Here is a 19,259-nt window from a genome sequence, read left to right as displayed (position 1 = left end):
TGGGCTCCTTTCCGTGAATGGTGGGCTATTCCACCGTGACAGGTGGGCTATCCATCCGTTAGGGATGGGCTAATCGACCGTGGAGACTGGTCTTCTCGGTCGGAATATACAGTTCTGAGGACTAACGACACCTGGTACGGAATGACCTATCATGAAGATGTTGCAGCAGTAAGAGACAGCTTCAAGAAAATGTTAGCGGATGGCGTATACAAGACTGATTTATTTGCAGACTTGTGATATAAAGGGGAGTGGTAGCTCCCTACGCTGCTCGAAATAATCACACACCTCTCCGTGGTGAGCAGTAGGCAACGATCTTATGGTCGGCGAAGATGTGAGAAAAGAAAATTAGATTGGGGGACAATAAAATGTATAGAATTAATCACAATGACGCAATTGAGTTGGAACATCAGGTTAGAAGGCTTTATGGCTGTGATCGAGGTGGCGTCTCTGGTATGGCTGATGCAGATTATTTTGAAGATCATCCAATTCAGGCAGCAGTTTTGGTTGTTTCTTATATTCATGCTAATCATCGTGAGAGCGGTCCATACCAGTTTGATGAGTTCCTCAATAAATATGAGACTATTTTTGAATATCCGGACGAGAATAATGCAGCCGATGAGGTAAGAAATTATATTGATGAGCTCAGTTCTATTGTCGAGCAGTACATTTAAAGATCAATGGTAAATGAGTGTATGTAAAAGAAAGGCTGAATTAATATGCCCAGAACGAAAGGCAGCAAAAACCGTCCCAAAACCAATATCACCAAAGACTACGCATCCCAGATCGCAGAAAAGCAAGAGACTATTGCGTCTCTGAATACTGAAATCGCATCCATCACCGCCAACATTGACACTTTGAAGGCTGATTTGAAGGAGAAGAAGACTGCTCTGAAGAAGGCCGAAAAAGAAGTGGCATCTCTGGAAGCGAAGAAGGCAAAGGCAGATGCTAAGGCCGCTGAAGAAGCTAAGAAGACCGAAGCAGAGGCTGTGCTGAAGAAGCTGCTGGCCAGCGGCATGAGTGCGGATGAAATCCTCGAAAAACTGAAATAAGATCGGCCGTGTGGACAAACTGAACTCCAGAAGTTCACACGGTTTTTTTGAAGGTCGCTATATAGTTTATAACGGAAATAAAAGAAATGGAGTGTGACATAAAATGAATTTATCAAAAATACATCATATTGCAATCATTGTATCTGACTATGAAGCAGCTAAGGATTTCTATGTGAACAAGCTGGGATTCTCTGTCATCAGAGAAAACTATCGCCCAGAGCGTAAAGACTGGAAGCTGGATCTGCGTGTTAACGAACACACAGAGCTGGAGATTTTTGCAGAAGAAAACCCGCCGAAGCGTGTGAACCACCCGGAGGCCTGTGGGCTGCGTCACCTTGCATTTTGTGTGGAGAGCGTGGAGCAGACAGTGAATGAGTTGGCAGAGGTAGGAATTGAATGTGAGCCAATTCGTGTGGATGATTACACCGGCAAGAAGATGACCTTCTTCCATGACCCGGACGGACTGCCGTTGGAGCTGCATGAGTAAAATGAAGAAAACAAGAAAACCAGGCGGTGGCCGGAAGAAGTTGAAGCCAGAGTACGATGCCGGGAAAAATCTGAAAGAGCAGATGGAAAGTGCTGTGGCACTTTATGATTCTGAGATGTCCTTGCAGGCCATCGGCGAAGAATTGGGATTAAATCCAATCAAAGTAAGAAAGCTGCTCATCACGGCCGATGTGTACAAATCTGAAGTGGCGGAGAAGGTGCAAGCTACCTTTCAAGAATACCGTGAAACACAAGACTACAAAACCTCCATACTCTCAACTGCAGACACTCTGAAACTTTCCAAAGCCTCCGTCACCTCGTACCTGCCATATCGGAAAGGTGTGTACTTCCCAAGCACAGCAGATAAAGGGAAGATCAGTGTCGGAGCAGAGCGGCAGCGGAGATACAGAGCAATGAAGCGGTGGAGGGTTGATCCGACAGATGAAAACTTCTGGGGCATAGTTGTGTCCTATGCCGGGGTAGGATTTAAAACCTACTCTGGATTGCCATTCTCTTACGAAATTAAAAAAGGCAGGAACGGTGAGTACACAAAAGAGCTGTGGATCGACCGCCGGGAGAAGAGTAAAAGTCTAGCATGGAGTTCAGTGCTGCTGGCGCTGAAGAATATTAAAGGAGAAGTGGTAGACCGCCCGAAAGCTCTGAGCGATATCCGGGGAGTGACTTACATCTACGGAATGTTCTATCGTTCGGTTCGGATTGATCGATGTGCCGGATGAAGTGAAGGAGAAGATGGGGCATCCGAAAGACCGCAAAAAATAGATTGCTATGTGCAAAAGTCTACGGTAAGATGTGCCGTAACTGAGGATGTGAATCTCAGTTGGGAAGGATGATAGCATTATAGAAATATTGATCGGTGTTCCAGAAGAAAGCTATGCTTTCTCAATCAGTACAGTAAATCCTGTCGTCAGTCTGCGTCTGATCCCGTCAAGCTTACCGTAGCATTCCTTCTCGTCACTCAGCTGATTTCCCCACTCATCTGGAGAATACTGACAGCTGAAGAGTGCCCACTTTGCAATTATCCGGGGTGATCGTCGGCATCACGCCGCCAAAGTAAGTCAGAGCATTATTATTGACCCGGATCCAGTTCCGGATATCGCATTCGGTCATTCCCTCAGCGTAAAAGTAATCACTGTAGGTGAGGGCAGCGATAAAGATCGTGACCTTGGTGGTCTCATCCGGTTTTCCGGCGATTTCACGGCAGCTGAGATGGTTCACAAAGTGAAGCCTTAGTACTTTTTGTAATCCATAGTAGGACCTCCAGATATAATATTTCTCCATTTTAAGGAGATGCGCTTATTATATCTGAAGATCTATTGTCCGGTTAATGTGTCCTTACTTGTCCGCTAATTGTGTCTCAGACTGTCCGCCGAATATGGCACAGATGTCCGTTTAGCCCGACAATCTGCACGGAATGTCCTGTTAAGAGATGTTTGGCATAATTATATATAAACAGGAAGTTATTTTTGGATAAAAAGCTCAATAGACATTTTGTGTAAAAGTAGTACAATACATTTATAAGTAAACCGGTTTACCAAAAACTAAAAATAATTACATTAAACCATTGCTATATATATGTGTAATGGTTTACCATATAATCTGAGATCAGGATAGCATTAATATGGTAATATTGAGATTACAATTAAATATAACTATTCCTGGAGGATTGATTATATGAGGGTTACAATTTCGGATGTTGCTTTAAGGGCAGGTGTATCCAAATCGACAGTTTCTAATTATATTAATGCAAGATACGAGAAAATGTCAGATTCAACTAAACAGGCAATTTCAAATGCGATGAGGGAATTGGAATATATTCCGAATGTAAGTGCTCAAAGACTTGCTAATAAAACTAAAAGCCGGACTATCTGCTTAATTATTCCAAGAAATATGGTTCGTATTTTTGATTCTTTATACTATCCGACGGTTTTTAGAGCTATTGAGAAAGCTGCAGCAAAAAGGCATTATCGAATTTTGCTATATCCAATGAGCGGCATCAGAGATGATGATTTTAAATACCTTAATGGGATTTCTTCGTCTTTAATCGATGGTTATATTGTTTTTGATCTTTCTGAAGACAATTTGTTTTTTAGAGATTTTGAAAGCAAAAATATTCCATATATGTGTGTTGGCAAAATATGGAATGTTGACGATTACAATTTTGTGGCGTCAGACCATCAAAAAGCGATAGAAGATTCTATAAAGTATTTACGGCAATTGCATCATGAAAAAATTGGCTTTGTAACATTAAAAGATGATAGTGTTGTTTCCAAAGTAAGAGATAAGGGTATTTTAGAGATTTGTTCGGAACAGCGCATTCCACCCGAAAATATCATCCGGTATGATCACAAATATCAAGTGCGTAATGCTGACGATGAAACATTGCTTCATATGTGGGAAGAGATTTTTAATGATAAAACTGCAACTGCATTTATCATTTCTTCAAATGTGAGGCCGATGATGTTATTAGCGGCACAAAAATGCGGATTGCATGTTCCTGATGATTTTTCCTATATTAACATTGAATATTATCAGCGTAGTCCATTAGATGAAACTGTTCAGACTAGAGTTGAGTTGAGGGCAAAAGAGGTCGCTGAGATTGCTTTTGAGGAATTGTGCAAAAAGATTAACTCTGAAGAGGAACGGAAAAAACGGACAAATATTCTAATTCCACTTTATTTAACAATTGGAGATACCACTGCCTTTAATCCAAAAGCGTGAACGAAGGCTGTTGCCTATCGGAAGTAGTCTTTTAAAGGAGGGAGCGTAATATGAAAAAGAATGTCATTGCAATGTTGACAGCAGTATCTGTTTTTGGTGTCACATTGGCTGGATGTGGATCTGGATCGACAGCAACCAGTTCTAACGCATCTAGTAAATCAACAACATCGACAGTGGCAACTGCTTCTGCAAGCGAAGCATCAACAACGGATAGTTCGGCTTCTGCTGAAACGTCTGGAAGTTCTAAAAAACTTGTCTTTTGGGATAAAGCGGAATATGTTGACGAATACGGCACAATGATGAAGCAAGTCGTTGATAATTTTGCAAAAGAGAACAATGTTGAGGTCGATTATGTAAATGTTCCCGCAGCTGATATGAAACAAAAGCTAATGGCTGCTATTGAGGCAGGGAATGCACCTGATTTGATTGTTGGAGATAATACGCTTGTTGGCCAGTTCGGATCTTTACAACAGTTAGCAGATGTCACAGATGTTGTAGATAGTATTGATTTTACTGATGCAGCAAAATTGATTGGTGATTTTGATGGAACGCAATATATGATTCCACAGGCATTTACAGCTCCAGGTATGTACATTAGAAAAGATGTATGGGAAAAAGCCGGTTTAAGCATGCCGACCACATGGGATGAATTAAAAGAACAGGCAGAAAAGGTCAATGATCCGTCCAATAACTTTTATGCTCTTGGATTTGCAATGGGTGCATCAGGTGGTGGAGATGCTGAAGGTTTTGTTAGGACAATTATTCTTGACTGGGGTGGACAGACAGTAGACGAAGATGGAAATGTTACTGTAAATTCTCCGGAGACGGTGGCTGCATTTGAGTACATTAAATCTCTTTATGATGAAGGGTTAATTTCACAGGATGCAATAACTGGAGACGATAACTGGAACAATCAGGCGTATCTAGCTAAAACCACAGGAGTTATTTGTAATTCTGGATCTGTAATTGCATCTATGGAATCGGATGATCCAGATCTGTTAGCAAATACAGAAGTTATTGCATATCCTGCTGGACCCAAAGGAACATATGCACTCGGTGGAAGCAACGTTTTCGGAATTATTGCTTCAGGCAAGAATGTTGATACTGCTAAAGAGTTTGTAAAATATTACTTCTCAGATGTGGATAATTATGAATCTATGATTGAGGTAATGGATGGTATGTGGCAGCCAGTTATTAATGGGCTTGATGACAAACCATTCTGGCAGGAAGATCTTCACAAGCCATGGCTTGAATCTTCACAGCAGACTGTTGCAACGTATTACCCGGCACCGACAGATGATCGCGCAATGACATGTTTTAGCAACCAGCTTTGCGTAAAGGCAGTACAGGAAATGCTTGTTAACGGAACCTCTGCCGAAGATGCAGTGGCTGATTTGGAACAGTCATTTAAGGAAGTTTATAACAGCTGATAGATGCGAATGTAAAAAGAGGGTGGCCAAAAGCCACCCCAAATTATAAAAAGAGGTTTCGGTTTGAAAATAAAAAACACGCAGATAACAAAATATGCAAGCCAACAAAAGAAGGATAGACGACTTGGAATTATTTTGGTGATTCCTGTACTGTTTGTCATATTTGCCATTACCGGTATTCCATTTGTCAGAGCAGTATATTGGAGTTTTACCAATAAACTTGTTGGTTCTAAGCCATCATTTGTTGGTGTGGCAAATTACATACGAATTTTCCACGATAAAATATACTGGAAATCCTTTTTTAATACATTAGTATATACATGTGGATGTATTGCTGCCAAATTTCTGCTGGGATTACTCTGGGCAGTATTATTAAACCAGGATCTAAAAGGAAAGGGATTTTTTAGAACTGCACTATTAATTCCATGGGCTTTGCCTGGCATGGTTGCTGCAATGACATGGAGATGGATGTATGACGGAACATATGGGATCATCAATAGTTTGCTTTTACATAGTGGGATAATTTCGACTCCAATAGCGTGGCTGTCAGATCCTAAGTTGACCTTATTATCTACTATGATTGTTAATGTATGGAGAGGTGTTCCTTTCTTTATGTTTAGCATTCTTGGCGTTCTTCAAACTTTGGATAAACAAATGTATGAAGCAGCCATTATCGATGGTGCCGGAATTTTTCAACAGTTTTTTCATATTACCATACCCAACATTGCAAATGTTCTGATGGTAACAACGTTATTATCGACAATTTGGACGTTCAATGATTTTGAAAATGTCTGGCTCGTTACAGGAGGTGGCCCACTGTATTCTTCTAGTACAATTGCCACCTATACATATGATATGGCATTTATTCAAAATTATTTGGGGAGAGCTTTGTCAATTGCGGTATCTGTTATACCGATTCTCCTTATTCTTATGTTTGTATTTCAAAAAATTCAGAAAAAGATCGATGCATAGTAACAGAGGAATAATGGTATGAATTTAAATAAGAAAAAGAAAATAAGGATGTTCATCACCTATATTTTATTGATAATAGCGTTGATTTGGACAATCTTTCCCTTGTATTGGATGATAAAATCCTCATTTACTGTTGATAATGAAATGTATGTTGCGAGACCTACATTGTTTGGTTTTACTCCAACTGTAAGTCATTATATAGAACTTTTTAAAGAAGCCAAATTCCAAGTAAACCTATTAAACAGCTTAATTATTTCTGGAATAACCACTTTGATTGGATTGGGGATAAGTATTCTTGGATCATATTCAATGACCAGATTAAAATATCCGGGAAGAAAATTTTTTAGCGCAAGTGTTATTATATCCTATTTGCTTCCAACGGCTGTTTTATTTATTCCAATGTATATTTTTGTGAGCGGATTGGGGTTAGGTGGTACAAAATGGGCGCTGTTAGTGATTTATCCAACATTCGTTGTTCCATATTGTTGCTATATGTTACGAAGCTATTTTAATTCAATTCCGTATGCTTTGGAGGAAGCTGCATTAATTGATGGTGCAACTAGAATGCAGACATTAAGATATATTGTTCTTCCTATAGCCCTTCCAGGAATAGCCGTTGTTGCCACATTTGCATTTACTATGTCTTGGAATGAATATTTATATGCAATGATTATGACAACCAGTATGAAACAGATGACAGCAACTGTCGCAATATCCAGTTGGAAATATGGCGATATTATCAATTGGGGAAGAATTCTTGCTGGCTGCGTTGTAGCTTCAGTACCAGTAACTATTATTTATATTCTTGCTCAAAGTCTATTAGTATCTGGAAATACTGACGGTAGCGTGAAATAAAACAATCAGGAGACCTGTTATGGAAAAGACATATGAAGAATTATTAGATCATGTAAATACAAATTCTAAGCCATCAGATCTTAGGATAACGGATATGCGGGTGTGCGATATTGTAGATGCACCTATGCATTGTACGATACTTAAGATTTATACTAACCAAGGCATAACCGGATATGGAGAAGTAAGAGATGGTGGATCAAGAAATTATGCGCTTGCATTAAAAAGTAGGATTATTGGAGAAAATCCATGCAATATTGATAAAATTTTCCGGAGAATTAAGCAGTTTGGTGGCCATGCCAGACAGGGAGGTGGAGTATGTGGCATTGAGCTCGCACTGTGGGATCTTGCAGGAAAAGCATATGGAATACCAGTATATCAGATGCTAGGAGGAAAAGTTCGGGAGAGCGTCAGAGTATATTGTGATACAGATGTAGAGGGAAAACATACTGGAAAACAAATGGGTATGGCTTTAAAAAAACGTCTTGAAATGGGATTTACATTCTGCAAGATGGATCTTGGAATAGATTTACTATTTGATGAACCCGGAGCTATCAGTGCACCATTGGGATTTGTGGAAGAGCTGAAAAATTCTGGAGAAAACTATAATGCAATTCCAAGAAAATTAACCAGGGATGCATGGTGTCAGAGAAACAAATGGTATGATGTTCAAAATATTGCACATCCTTTTACGGGAGTACAAATCACTGAGCATGGTCTGGATATTCTGGAAAATTATGTAAAAGAAGTGCGAGATGTTATTGGCTTCGAAGTCCCATTAGCCATCGACCATTTAGGACACATTACGCCAGAAGCTTGTATCAAGTTAGCAAGAAGAATTGAGAAATACAATATTGTATGGATGGAGGATGTAATTCCCTGGCAGTATGCACATTTGTATAAAAAAATTTCTTCAGCAACATCTGTTCCTCTTTGTACAGGAGAAGACATATATTTGAAAGAGAATTTCAAACCATTACTTGAATCAGGAGGGATTTCCCTTATTCACCCAGATATTCTAACTGTAGGTGGAATAGGTGAATTAAAAAAGTTGGGAGATTTGGCTGAAGAATATGGCGTTGCTATGTGTATTCATATGGCAGAGACACCCATTTCAGCAATGGCAGCCGCTCATGTTGCAACTTCAACACAGAACTTTTTAGCACAGGAATTCCACTCTGTAGATGTACCATGGTGGAATGATATAGTGAAAAGCGGAGTAAAAGCACCAATTGTTGATAAAGGATTTATTCATGTTCCGGATTTACCTGGTTTAGGGATCGCAGAATTAAATGACGACGTACTAAAAGAACATCTTCATCCAGATTACCAGGATATGTGGGCACCTACTGATGAATGGAATTATGAGTACTCACATGATCGTTGCTGGAGTTAATGGGGAGGTAGAAAGCAATGCATTTTAATGTAAAAGAAGATATTATCCAAATAACATCAAAATGGACAGGAGAGAGATTCCCAGATGGAAGACCCAAGGTGCCCAATGAGGATTTGGAAATATTGCGTTCTATGACGCTGGAGGAGATTTGGCAGCCCTTATACGAATCAGGTTATGTTAATCAGTTTGAATCACACTTTTTTAGAATGAAACAAAATACTAAACTTGTTGGTAGAGCTGTGACTGCTGCATATATTCCAGCAAGACCGGATCTGTTCGAAACAGTTGAAAATATTGGGCATTCCGAAGGAAGACGGGGAACACATAATTTATGGGTTGTTGATACGCTGGTAGAAGGAGATGTAATTGTTATTGATTTCTATGACAAGATTTTCCAAGGAACATTTGTTGGTGGAAATTTGTCTACTGCGATAGCTAACCGAACCAAAAATGGAGGAGCTGTAATATGGGGAGGAATTCGAGATATAGAGCAGATAGATAAGATTGACAACATTCAGATCTATTATAGAGGATATGATCCTACGCCAATAAAAGATTTTGTTATGAATGGTTTTAATACACCAGTGCGTATTGGTGGAGCTGTTTGTCTACCTGGTGATATCGTTTTCGCCTATAAAGAAGGGGTTATTTTTATTCCTGCACACATGGTTAGGCGAGTTATTGATGCCGCTGAAAAAACACACTGCAAAGACTTATTTGGCTTTGAAATGATAAAGAGAAATATTTATAATACGGCAGATATTGATGTTGACGTATGGCCAACCTCAGTTCTTGATAAACTCGTGGAATTTATTAATGTGGATGAAAGAGCAGTCAAATATAAAAATCTTGATTGGACAGAAGAATATAAAAAAGCAAAGGAATGTTACGGAGAATAACAGGTAGAACATTTTCTTTATAAAATCGCTTAATAAAACAGCGGAGGAGGAATCATATTGACTGAATTATTAACATTTGGAGAACCAATGGTGGTGTGGATTCCACACGAAATTGGAGATTTTTCCTCCGTAAAGAATTTTTCTAAAGGCGTAGCTGGTGCAGAACTAAATGTTGCAATTGGCGTAAGAAGATTAGGTCATTCTGCCACCTATTATACAAAATTGGGATCGGATTTTGCAGGTGACTACATTCTAAAAAAAATCAAAGATGAAGATATTGATTGGAAGCATATAAGCATCACAGAAGATTTTTTGACTGGAACATATTTTAAAACAAAGGTCGATGTTGGCGATCCAAGTGTATATTATATGCGAAAAAATTCTGCTGCATCCCATATTAGCATCAAAGAATTAGATACATTTTCTTTAAATGATTTCAAAATTCTGCATTTGACCGGTATAACAGCTGCGCTATCAGAAGAAACATTTAATGCATCGCTGTTTCTGATAGAAAAAATCCATAATAATAATATTCCATTGCAGATAATTTTTGATCCAAATATTCGAAAGAGTCTGTGGGATGATGAAGATAAAATGAGATATAAAATTAATCTCCTTGCTTCTAAGGCAGATTATTTTTTACCAGGAATAGCAGAAGGTAAGTTATTATGTGGAAAAGAATCCGCAGAAGAGATAGCAGAATATTATTTGGCTAATGGAGTGAGAAAAGCTGTCATCGTAAAATGCGGAGGCAACGGCGCATACTATAAAACTGCAACAGGGATTGGTGAACATGTTCCAGGATTTAAAGTAGATAACATTGTTGATACTGTCGGGGCTGGTGATGCTTTTGCGACAGGTATTATTACAGGACTCTTAGAACAAATGCGTATTTACGATGCTGTTGTTCGAGGTAATGCGTTGGGCGCAAAAATGTTAACAGTATTTGGCGATAATGAGGGTCTTCCATCTAAAAAGGAACTTGAGTGTTTCATACAAAACACCCCACAAATTGCCATACAGTGAATATTCTATTTGTAATATTATAAACTGGCAAAATTGAAATTAAAGAAGTATATCTCTCCAAACATCCTATATGATAAGTATTCAATGTTAGATTATAGATTTACTGTCATGATAATAGGAATGTTTGGCTAAGAAATTGGAAGTATAATATGGATGATTTTTTTAAAACTTTTTATAAAATAGGTGTTATCCCTGTCGTTGCCACTCGAAATACTAGTAAGATGTCGATGCTATCAGATGCACTATATGATGGAGGACTACCATGTGCGGAAATTACTTTTCGTACTGAAGTTGCAGCTGACATCATTCAAATAATGATTAATCGGCATCCTGATATGCTGATTGGAGCAGGAACAGTTTTAACAACGGAACAAGTTGATCTGGCAATTAGTGCTGGAGCCAAGTTCATTGTTAGCCCGGGTTTAAACCCTAAGACGGTAAAATATTGTCTAAAAAAAAATATTCCTGTGTTACCAGGGATTCAAACCCCTAGTGAAATTGAGCAGGCACTGGAATTGGGGCTGGATGTGGTAAAATTTTTTCCTGCAGAATTATCAGGGGGTATTGCCATGATAAATGCATTAGCAGCTCCTTACCATAATGTAAAATTCATTCCAACTGGAGGAATTAATTTTAGCAATATGGATGCATATTTAAAAAACGAACATATTCTGGCTTGTGGTGGGAGTTGGATGGTAACCAACAATATTATTGAAAATGACACTTATAATGAAATGTGTACAAATATAAAAAAAATATCTATGAATGTTAAAAAAATACGTAATGTATAAATCCTTTACAAAACACGTTTCTGCACAAATTGTTGCTGACTTCTCAGCATGTCCAATAGTTGCTCCCCTTGTGTGTCACGGAGTTGCTCTGTATACTGTCTTTTAGTAAATAAAAGGAAAGGTCCAGAACACCCTCCCGCGACGTCGTGTACTCTGGACCCTGGTTTTACAACCATGTTCAGTGTATCAGACTTTGCTATTGTTCACAATGAGGATAAAGATTTTTTATGTTGAGAGCAATGGTACACCTCCTCCATGCCCTGTCTGCCGGGCCAGACTGGTTTATCGCGACAGGAAGCCCAGAATTCTGAAATCCGAGGGCGGAAGCAGGCAGTGGCTCATGATCCGTAGATTTCGATGCTCTGGCTGTGGCCGCTATCATAATGAACTGCCGGACTGCCTGGTGCCGTACAAGCACTACGAAGCCGAAGCCATTTCAGGTGTGATCGACGGAGTAGTTACTTCTGATGACCTTGATTCAGAAGACTACCCATGTGTGTATACCATGCTGCTCTGGATTCGCTGGTTTACAGGAAACCTGGAACGCATCGAGGGATATCTGCGCTCTGTTGCTTATGAGCTTTCTGATTACGATCAGGAGGTATTGTATTCACAGGTACCATTGCTCGAATCCATACGCCATAGATCCCCATGCTGGCTGGAACAGATCATCCGGTCCGTTTATAACAGTGGCGGGTTTCTGCTGCCGGTTTATTATTGAACCTCGTGCACCTACTTTTCTTATACTGTCATAATCATGCTCTGTATAGTGATCTCATAAGGAGGTTACTATTTATGACGATAAACAAAGAATGGCAGGATAACGAGGCGCTGCGCCGCTATACGTTGATCGCTCCACTGTTACAGGAGGATCTGGATAACGCCAAACGTGTTGCCCTTCGGAAACAGATTGCAGAAGTCAACGACATGACGATCCGTTCGTTATACCGCTACGAAAAAGCATTTAAGGATCAGGCATTTAACGGGCTGAGGCCGATGAACCGGGAAAAACGCCGATCACAGGCCCTGCCGGATAACTTCGATGAGCTTGTAGATGAAGCAATCCAGTTAAGACGGGAAGTACCTGAGAGATCTGTATCCCAGATAATTCTGATCCTGGAACTGGAACATCGTATCGCACCGGGGGTATTGAAACGTTCAACACTGGAACGCCATCTGTACAAGGCAGGTTTTGGAGCTAAACATCTGAAGACCTACAAGGAGGCACGCGAGAGCTCATCCAAGCGGTTTTGCAAGCCACACAGAATGATGCTGATCCAGGGCGATATTAAATATGGGCCAAAGCTGCCGATTGGTAAGAATGGTGCAAAGGTACAGACCTATCTTTCTTCTGCCATCGATGACCATTCACGTTTTGTGATCGCATCGAAGTTTTATGATAACTGTGAGGAAACTATCGTTGAAGATACTTTTCATACAGTGCTTCTGCGTGCCGGTAAGTTTGACCGGGCATACTTTGACAATGGTTCCCAGTATGTAGCCAAACAGCTGAAACTGTCCCTGGCAAAACTTGGTATTCACATCGGATATGCGCCTGTAAGAAGCGGAAAATCCAAAGGTTATGTAAAGACTTTCGTTATGTAAAGAAATGGCGGCCCAATCCCGTAAATACAATGAATTGAGCCGGGATTTCTTTACATAAAATAATTCACATGTGACCATATATCCACACCATAAAAAGAAAGGACGGTGATGATATATGGTGAAAGATTTTGAAGCACTGGTTGCCTTATGTGAAGAGGAACTCCGTCACAGGGAATACATGGGTTCCTACTATGCCCGCATTTTATCTTACTGGGAGAAACTGCGGACATGGATAGGGGAACAGGGAATCACGGAATTCAATGAGGATGTCGGCAACAGATATCTCAAATCCGTGTATGGGGCGCACCTGCTTCCTCCAAAGCCTCCCATCGCGATACGTGAGGGATTCCGGGCAATCCGGATGCTGATCTCGTATCAAAAATGTGGCGAGTTTGAATTCCGCAGCCCCAAAGTCGAGTACTCGTTTGACGGCGCGGTCGGAAAGATTGCATTCGACTACCTTGAGTACTGCGGCATTGAACTGGCACTTGCCCAAAAGACGCTGGACAATAAGCGAATATATCTTTTTGATTTCAGCAAGTACATGGACGATGCTAACATGTGGTTTGACAGCCTGTCCATTGAAGAAGTGGAAGCATTCTTTAAGAAAAGGAAATACTCACTGTCTTCGAGGCACAACTGCGCCAACGTGGTACGAGGCTTCCTCAGATACGTCTTTGATACCGGGAAGTATGGCAGGGACTGCTCGGTCTATGTCCTTAAGGACAACTACCGTAAAAACAGCAAGCTTCCGACGTCCTATGAAGAACAGGAAATACGAAGCATGATTGATTCCGTAGAGCGCGCGTCAGCCATTGGGAAGCGGGATTATCTTGTGCTTCTTCTTGTGAGCGAGTACGGATGGAGGGCAAAGGATGTCACGCTGTTCCGGTTTGACCAGGTTGACTGGGATGACAATGTCATAAGGTTCGACCAGCATAAAACGGATGTGCCGGTTGAGTTCCCGCTCCTGTCCTCGGTTGGAAACGCAATCATCGACTACCTGAAGCACGGCAGGCCAAAATCGCATGTGCCGGAGATCATCGTCTCGCACATGGGAGTGAACCTGGGGACGCCCCTGTCATCTCCTACGATTCACTCAATCGTGGCGAAGTATCTGCGGCGCGCTGACATCGCAGGGTGGACAAGGAAAAAACATGGTCCGCATGCGATGCGTCATAGCCTTGCGACGAACCTCTTAAAGAAGAACGTCGCATTGCCGATCATAAGCACTGTAATGGGACATCAGCGGACGGAAACGACAAAATTGTACGTTTCCGTAGACTATGACAAACTCAAAGCTTGTGCACTGCCCATGCCGCCGCTTCATTCGTCTTTGTATAGTGAGGAGGTGTCATATGGCAAGATATGAATTCTCCTCCGTTTTTGCAAAAGAGATTGAGGCATATATTGGCGACAAAGTTGCTGCCGGATATGGCGAAAAAAGTTTCCGTGCCCATATGATTTCATTTGACAGGTTCTGCAATGCGCAGGGCATTATGGACCCAGTCTTCACGGTGAGGGACGCATCAGCATGGCTTGAACGGCGTGAAAATGAATCCCACACAACCCATTATTCACGGGTGAACGCCAGCAAGCATTTCCTGTCATACCTGAGCCTCAAGGGGTACAACGTGTACTTGGTTCGCGACGTGAAGTACAAAGGGACAGATTTCCAGCCCCACGTTTACACGGACGACGAAACTGCACGTTATTTTCGGGCGGTTGACGGCTATTCTAACACCGTAAACAGGAAGGAGGCGTTGCAGTACCCCGTGCTTTTCCGAATCCTGTATTGCTGTGGCACGCGTATCAACGAGACCCTCGGCATCAAAAAGGAGGATGTCGACCTTGACAAGGGCATAATAAAGCTCAACGAGTCCAAGAACAACAAGCAAAGATACGTTGTCTGCGGTGACGACCTGCTGAGTCTGCTTAATGTCTATGCGAACCGCTGTTTCTATATGCTGGCTGACGATGACTATATTTTCACAAATGCCAACGGCGGCCGGATGGATGAAAAATCGGTGTACGAAAACCACAGGGCATTCCTCCGCCAGGCAGGGATCCCATATGTGGGCGGTGGGGAGGGCCCGCGCATCCATGACTGGCGGCACCACATGGCTGTGTATTCGTTCAAGCAGTTGACCGACTCCGGGCTGGACATGTACGTAGCATTGCCGATACTTTCGGCATACCTTGGACACAAGACTATTTTTGCGACGGAAAAGTATGTCCGTCTCACGCTGCAGATGTTTCCTTACATTGAGGAGAAGTTCCGCGACACGGCAGAGCGGATTTTCGGCGGAGGTGACGTTGATGAAGAACACTGACTTCGCGACCCACCTTGGGAAATATTTCACGCATTACCTTCCCAACGAGCGCGGCAGCTCGCCGCAAACTATTGATTCATACCGGTATGCGTTTATCCTTTTTCTCGAATACATGGAGACAAAAGGCATGCCTCCTGAAAAAATGGTCATCGCCGATTTCACGCGTGACAACATACGCGGCTTTCTCGGCTGGTTGGAAAGCGAGAGGGGTAACTCTCCGGCAACCAGAAACTACCGCCTTGCTGCAATGAAAGGTTTTGTGCATTACCTGAAGTACGAGTTTCCCGACTATCTTGACGAGTACCAGAGGATTCTTGCAATACCGCTGAAGAAAACCATCCAGCGTGAAATATCCTACCTCAAGACGGACGGGGTGGAGCTTCTCGTCGCACAAGTGGACACCGGTAAAAAGAACGGGTTGAGGGATTACGTGATGCTGCTTCTCCTGTACACTACCGGGATTCGTGTCTCCGAACTGATACAACTCCGGGTCAGGGATCTTTCCCTTACAGAGCCTTGTACGATGAGGATCCATGGCAAAGGATACAAGGGCCGGTACGTGCCACTCCTCAAAACTTCCATACCACACATTCAAAAGTATCTGTCCCTGATGGAGTATGACTGCGATGCGCGTTATAACGAAGCTCTGTTCAAGAACCACATGGGCAAACCTTTTACCCGTCAGGGCATTAACTATGTGCTTAAAAAGTATGGATGTAAGGCGCGTGCCAATGGGGATGCATCCGTTCCCGAAGACCTGAGCCCACACAAGATGCGCCATACAACAGCGATGGAACTGCTGTCCTCAGGCGTTGACCTCATATACATACGTGACCTTTTAGGGCACTCGAGCGTTACCACGACCGAGGTGTACGCACGTGCTGACGCGCAGATGAAAAGAAAAGCTATAGAAGCTGCAAGTAAGGAGATCGTCCCTGAAGAGAAGTCTCTCTGGGATAACAATGCTGACTTGAAGAACTGGCTCAAGAACTTCAACAGGGCTTAAATTTTATGTAAAGAAATCCCGGCTCAATTCATTGTATTTACGGGATTGGGCCGCCATTTCTTTACATAACGAAAGTCTTTACATAACCTTTCTTCCTGGGCCAGTAGCAGGGACAGGCATTCAGCTCTGTACCGAGATGTCTGGCAAGCAGAAGCGCATGTGGGTTGTAGCGGATTTCATCTTCGGTTTTCGGATTATTCTCCAGCACAAGCGCCTTCGGATTATCAATCAGCAATTCCAGTGTAACACCTCCAAGAGCGGAAAACAGTTCCTGAATTGCCTCATAAATCGAATCCGCATCATCCTTCAGCGAAAAGCAGACTGCTTTTTTTCTGCTGCAGGCAAGGATGAGAGAAAAGCAGTATACCTTCCGGATTCGTCCGCCGATCTCCATCTGATAGGGAGACCAGTCGAACTGCGCCTGGTCTCCGGGAGGTGTTTCTATCCGGACAGTTGCTTTGGATGATATCCGGCCATCGATATCTTCATCAATCCGCCGCAGATATCTGTAGACAGGGCCTATGCTACCGGTATAACCGCGAGTCTGAAGTTCCCTGTAGATTCTTGTTCCGTTAAATTCGTACGGGCTGCACCTCCATTCCAGTATCTGTTCCTTGTACGGATCAAGTTTTGAAGGATAACACGATCTGTGATAGTGCGGTTCCTCCGTTTCAGCCAGAAGTTTTCTGACCGTGTTCCGTGATATCTCAAGTTGTTTTGCTATCCCTCGGATTGATGTTCCTTTTCTATGCAGTTCCTGAACTGCTGCCCACTGTTGCAAGTGATACACATCCCTTCTCCTTCCTGCTATTCTGATTTTCAGTAGCAGGAAGAGTGTATGGAATTATCTGTTGGTGGGTCAATATTCAATGTAAATTTTAGAAACAGAATTCATGTGCCGAACCAAAATCCTCTGAAGAGGGCGGATCAGTTTTGAACGTTAATCCTGGGTCAGTTTTAAGTATAAATCAATAAGGTGCCGGTTCCGGAGACTTCCGGAAAGCTCGTTCGTAAGAACCGCGGCGGCGAAATGTTCATCGAGTATGAGTATGATCGGACCTATGATCCGGTAAAGCAGATCACCTATCCGAAACGAGCATCGATCGGAAAAGTGGATAAGGATACCCCGGACCAGATGTATCCAAACCAGAATTACCTGAAATACTTTCCCGACGCTGCCCTGCCGGAAGAGGTGGATCGTTCATCAAGAAGCCCTTACTTGAGCATCGGGTCTTATGTTGTGCTGCACAAGCTGATCACGGAAACAGAAATCCGGCCAATGCTGGAAAAACACATGGATACGAAGGACGCCGGTTTCGTCCTTGACCTGGCCTGTTACAGTATCCTCAGTGAGAATAATGCTGCCCAGTATTACCCGGACCACGCATACAGCCACCCTCTCTTCACGCCAGGGATGAGGGTGTACACAGACTCCAAAGTGTCGGATTTTCTGCAGGCGCTGAAACCGGAACAGATCCTGGGCTTTCTGAACAGCTGGAATAGTCCCCGCAGCAAACGACAGAGGATCTATATTTCTTATGATTCCACGAATAAGAACTCTCAGGCGGGTGACATCGATATCGTCGAGTTTGGAAAGGCCAAGGTGGATCAAGGAACGCCAATCTTCAACTATTCCGTTGCTTTTGATACGGCAAACAGGGAGCCGCTGTTTTATGAGGAATACCCGGGCAGTATTAACGACATGTCCCAGCTTACCTGCATGATCGATAAGGCATACGGCTATGGATACCGGAATCTCGGCTTCATCCTTGACCGGGGATGCTTCAGCCGGAAAAACCTTGGGTATATCGAGAGGCATGGATACAGCTATCTGATCATGATCAAAGGGATGAAAGATTTCATCCGGGGGATCATACTGAAAAATCAGGGGACATTTGAAGGCAAACGAATCCATTACATCGACCGGTATGATGTCTACGGAACGAGTGTGGAATGCGTATTGTTTGAAGGAGACGAAAAGAAAAAGCATGTCCACCTGTATTACAGTGACAGCCGTGCTTACGGAGAGAAGCAGGAAATCAAGGCAAGAATCCGCAGACTCAAACACTATCTTAACAAGTGCGTCGGAAAGGAATGCGGCCCGTTCGGACCGGAAGTCAATGATCATTTCTATCTTCATTATGAAAAAGATGGAAAAACGCTGAAGCTGGCAGAAGAAAACACATCTGCTGTTGAACTGGAACTGTCATTGGCAGGATACTTTGCAATCGTGTCAACAGACAAGATGACAGCAAGAGAGGCACTGGATAAGTATAAGAGCCGGGACGCTTCCGAGAAGCTGTTCCGTGCAGATAAATCTTATCTCGGAAACACCAGCATGCGCGTGTGCTCCGACGAGGCGCTCGCCTCAAAGATTTTTATCCAGTTCATTGCACTGATCCTGCGGTGCAGGCTGTATACGGAACTGAAGGAATGCTGTGAGACAATGGCAAAGCGGCCGAATTACATGACGGTTCCGGCGGCTTTAAAAGAACTGGAGAAGATCGTCATGATCAGGCAGCTGGACGGCGTATACCGTCTGGACCACGCAGTTACGAAAACGCAGAAAACGATCCTGTCTGCATTTCACATGGATGAAGGGAATGTCCGGTACCAGGCAAAAGAGATAGGAAAAAACCTGCAGGAAAAATCCGACAGTAAGAAGGGAGCATAAC

At 42.6% G+C, this 19,259-nt stretch carries 20 protein-coding genes; 18 read left to right on the top strand and 2 right to left on the bottom strand.

The window, feature by feature from the left end:
- Positions 1-365: 365 nt before the first annotated feature.
- From ACTQ3A_RS10180 to ACTQ3A_RS10165, 4 genes are all read left to right on the top strand, one after another.
- The gene (locus tag ACTQ3A_RS10180) at positions 366-671 is read left to right on the top strand and encodes a hypothetical protein (protein ID WP_441494745.1); all 306 of its coding nucleotides are present in this window, start codon (positions 366-368) and stop codon (positions 669-671) included.
- A 45-nt stretch (positions 672-716) separates the two neighbouring features.
- Positions 717-1,049 (top strand): hypothetical protein, encoded by a 333-nt coding sequence (locus tag ACTQ3A_RS10175; RefSeq protein WP_441100633.1) that lies wholly within the window; start codon positions 717-719, stop codon positions 1,047-1,049.
- A gap of 103 nt (positions 1,050-1,152) precedes the next feature.
- Positions 1,153-1,536 (top strand): SMU1112c/YaeR family gloxylase I-like metalloprotein, encoded by a 384-nt coding sequence (gloA2, locus tag ACTQ3A_RS10170; protein WP_227617353.1) that lies wholly within the window; start codon positions 1,153-1,155, stop codon positions 1,534-1,536.
- Between the two features lies 1 nt (position 1,537).
- On the top strand, positions 1,538-2,272 hold the full coding sequence (locus ACTQ3A_RS10165) for a hypothetical protein (protein ID WP_441494746.1): 735 nt from the start codon (positions 1,538-1,540) through the stop codon (positions 2,270-2,272).
- Positions 2,273-2,528: 256 nt separating this feature from the next.
- Here the strand turns inward: ACTQ3A_RS10165 and ACTQ3A_RS10160 are convergent, their stop codons facing one another.
- Positions 2,529-2,834, bottom strand: a complete 306-nt coding sequence (locus ACTQ3A_RS10160) for a hypothetical protein (RefSeq protein ID WP_441494747.1) — start codon at positions 2,832-2,834, stop codon at positions 2,529-2,531.
- 393 nt (positions 2,835-3,227) lie between these two features.
- Between ACTQ3A_RS10160 and ACTQ3A_RS10155 the strand changes: the two genes are divergently transcribed.
- From ACTQ3A_RS10155 to ACTQ3A_RS10095, 13 genes are all read left to right on the top strand, one after another.
- Entirely contained in the window at positions 3,228-4,274 is a 1,047-nt protein-coding gene (locus tag ACTQ3A_RS10155; RefSeq protein WP_441494748.1) for a LacI family DNA-binding transcriptional regulator, read from the top strand.
- A gap of 50 nt (positions 4,275-4,324) precedes the next feature.
- Positions 4,325-5,704: an extracellular solute-binding protein gene (locus tag ACTQ3A_RS10150; protein ID WP_441494749.1), complete on the top strand. Its 1,380-nt coding sequence runs from the start codon at positions 4,325-4,327 to the stop codon at positions 5,702-5,704.
- Between the two features lie 63 nt (positions 5,705-5,767).
- Positions 5,768-6,676 carry a carbohydrate ABC transporter permease gene (locus ACTQ3A_RS10145; RefSeq protein WP_441494750.1) on the top strand — a complete coding sequence of 303 codons (909 nt, stop codon included), beginning with the start codon at positions 5,768-5,770 and terminating at the stop codon, positions 6,674-6,676.
- A gap of 18 nt (positions 6,677-6,694) precedes the next feature.
- On the top strand, positions 6,695-7,531 hold the full coding sequence (locus tag ACTQ3A_RS10140) for a carbohydrate ABC transporter permease (RefSeq protein ID WP_441494751.1): 837 nt from the start codon (positions 6,695-6,697) through the stop codon (positions 7,529-7,531).
- 19 nt (positions 7,532-7,550) lie between these two features.
- Positions 7,551-8,924: a mandelate racemase/muconate lactonizing enzyme family protein gene (locus tag ACTQ3A_RS10135; RefSeq protein ID WP_441494752.1), complete on the top strand. Its 1,374-nt coding sequence runs from the start codon at positions 7,551-7,553 to the stop codon at positions 8,922-8,924.
- 17 nt (positions 8,925-8,941) lie between these two features.
- A complete protein-coding gene (locus tag ACTQ3A_RS10130) occupies positions 8,942-9,823 on the top strand; it encodes an RraA family protein (RefSeq protein ID WP_441487502.1) in 882 nt (293 codons plus the stop codon).
- A 57-nt stretch (positions 9,824-9,880) separates the two neighbouring features.
- Positions 9,881-10,849, top strand: coding sequence for a sugar kinase (locus tag ACTQ3A_RS10125; RefSeq protein WP_441487503.1), 969 nt, complete (start codon positions 9,881-9,883; stop codon positions 10,847-10,849).
- A gap of 149 nt (positions 10,850-10,998) precedes the next feature.
- Positions 10,999-11,640, top strand: coding sequence for a bifunctional 4-hydroxy-2-oxoglutarate aldolase/2-dehydro-3-deoxy-phosphogluconate aldolase (eda, locus tag ACTQ3A_RS10120; protein ID WP_441494753.1), 642 nt, complete (start codon positions 10,999-11,001; stop codon positions 11,638-11,640).
- A 208-nt stretch (positions 11,641-11,848) separates the two neighbouring features.
- A complete protein-coding gene (locus tag ACTQ3A_RS10115; protein ID WP_279198748.1) occupies positions 11,849-12,361 on the top strand; it encodes a DUF6431 domain-containing protein in 513 nt (170 codons plus the stop codon).
- A 74-nt stretch (positions 12,362-12,435) separates the two neighbouring features.
- Positions 12,436-13,245: a DDE-type integrase/transposase/recombinase gene (locus ACTQ3A_RS10110; protein WP_441494754.1), complete on the top strand. Its 810-nt coding sequence runs from the start codon at positions 12,436-12,438 to the stop codon at positions 13,243-13,245.
- A gap of 115 nt (positions 13,246-13,360) precedes the next feature.
- Positions 13,361-14,617, top strand: a complete 1,257-nt coding sequence (locus tag ACTQ3A_RS10105) for a site-specific integrase (RefSeq protein WP_441494755.1) — start codon at positions 13,361-13,363, stop codon at positions 14,615-14,617.
- Positions 14,604-15,578: a tyrosine-type recombinase/integrase gene (locus ACTQ3A_RS10100; RefSeq protein ID WP_441494756.1), complete on the top strand. Its 975-nt coding sequence runs from the start codon at positions 14,604-14,606 to the stop codon at positions 15,576-15,578. Before ACTQ3A_RS10105 ends, ACTQ3A_RS10100 begins: the two co-directional genes overlap by 14 nt.
- Positions 15,565-16,584 carry a tyrosine-type recombinase/integrase gene (locus ACTQ3A_RS10095; protein WP_441494757.1) on the top strand — a complete coding sequence of 340 codons (1,020 nt, stop codon included), beginning with the start codon at positions 15,565-15,567 and terminating at the stop codon, positions 16,582-16,584. The genes ACTQ3A_RS10100 and ACTQ3A_RS10095 overlap by 14 nt, the downstream gene beginning before the upstream one ends.
- 61 nt (positions 16,585-16,645) lie before the next feature.
- Here ACTQ3A_RS10095 and istA read toward each other — a convergent pair whose 3' ends face one another.
- Positions 16,646-17,374: an IS21 family transposase gene (istA, locus tag ACTQ3A_RS10090; protein WP_441494758.1), complete on the bottom strand. Its 729-nt coding sequence runs from the start codon at positions 17,372-17,374 to the stop codon at positions 16,646-16,648.
- A gap of 240 nt (positions 17,375-17,614) precedes the next feature.
- Here istA and ACTQ3A_RS10085 point away from each other — a divergent pair, with 240 nt between their 5' ends.
- Complete coding sequence (locus ACTQ3A_RS10085) at positions 17,615-19,258, top strand: IS1634 family transposase (RefSeq protein WP_441494759.1); 1,644 nt, start codon at positions 17,615-17,617, stop codon at positions 19,256-19,258.
- Position 19,259: the final 1 nt, after the last annotated feature.

The organism is Bilifractor sp. LCP21S3_F8 (assembly GCF_052117805.1).
In the GTDB taxonomy this organism is placed as follows: Bacteria; Bacillota; Clostridia; order Lachnospirales; family Lachnospiraceae; genus Bilifractor.
The sequence above is the reverse complement of the archived record's forward strand: the minus strand, read 5'-3'. Positions and strand labels throughout refer to the sequence as shown.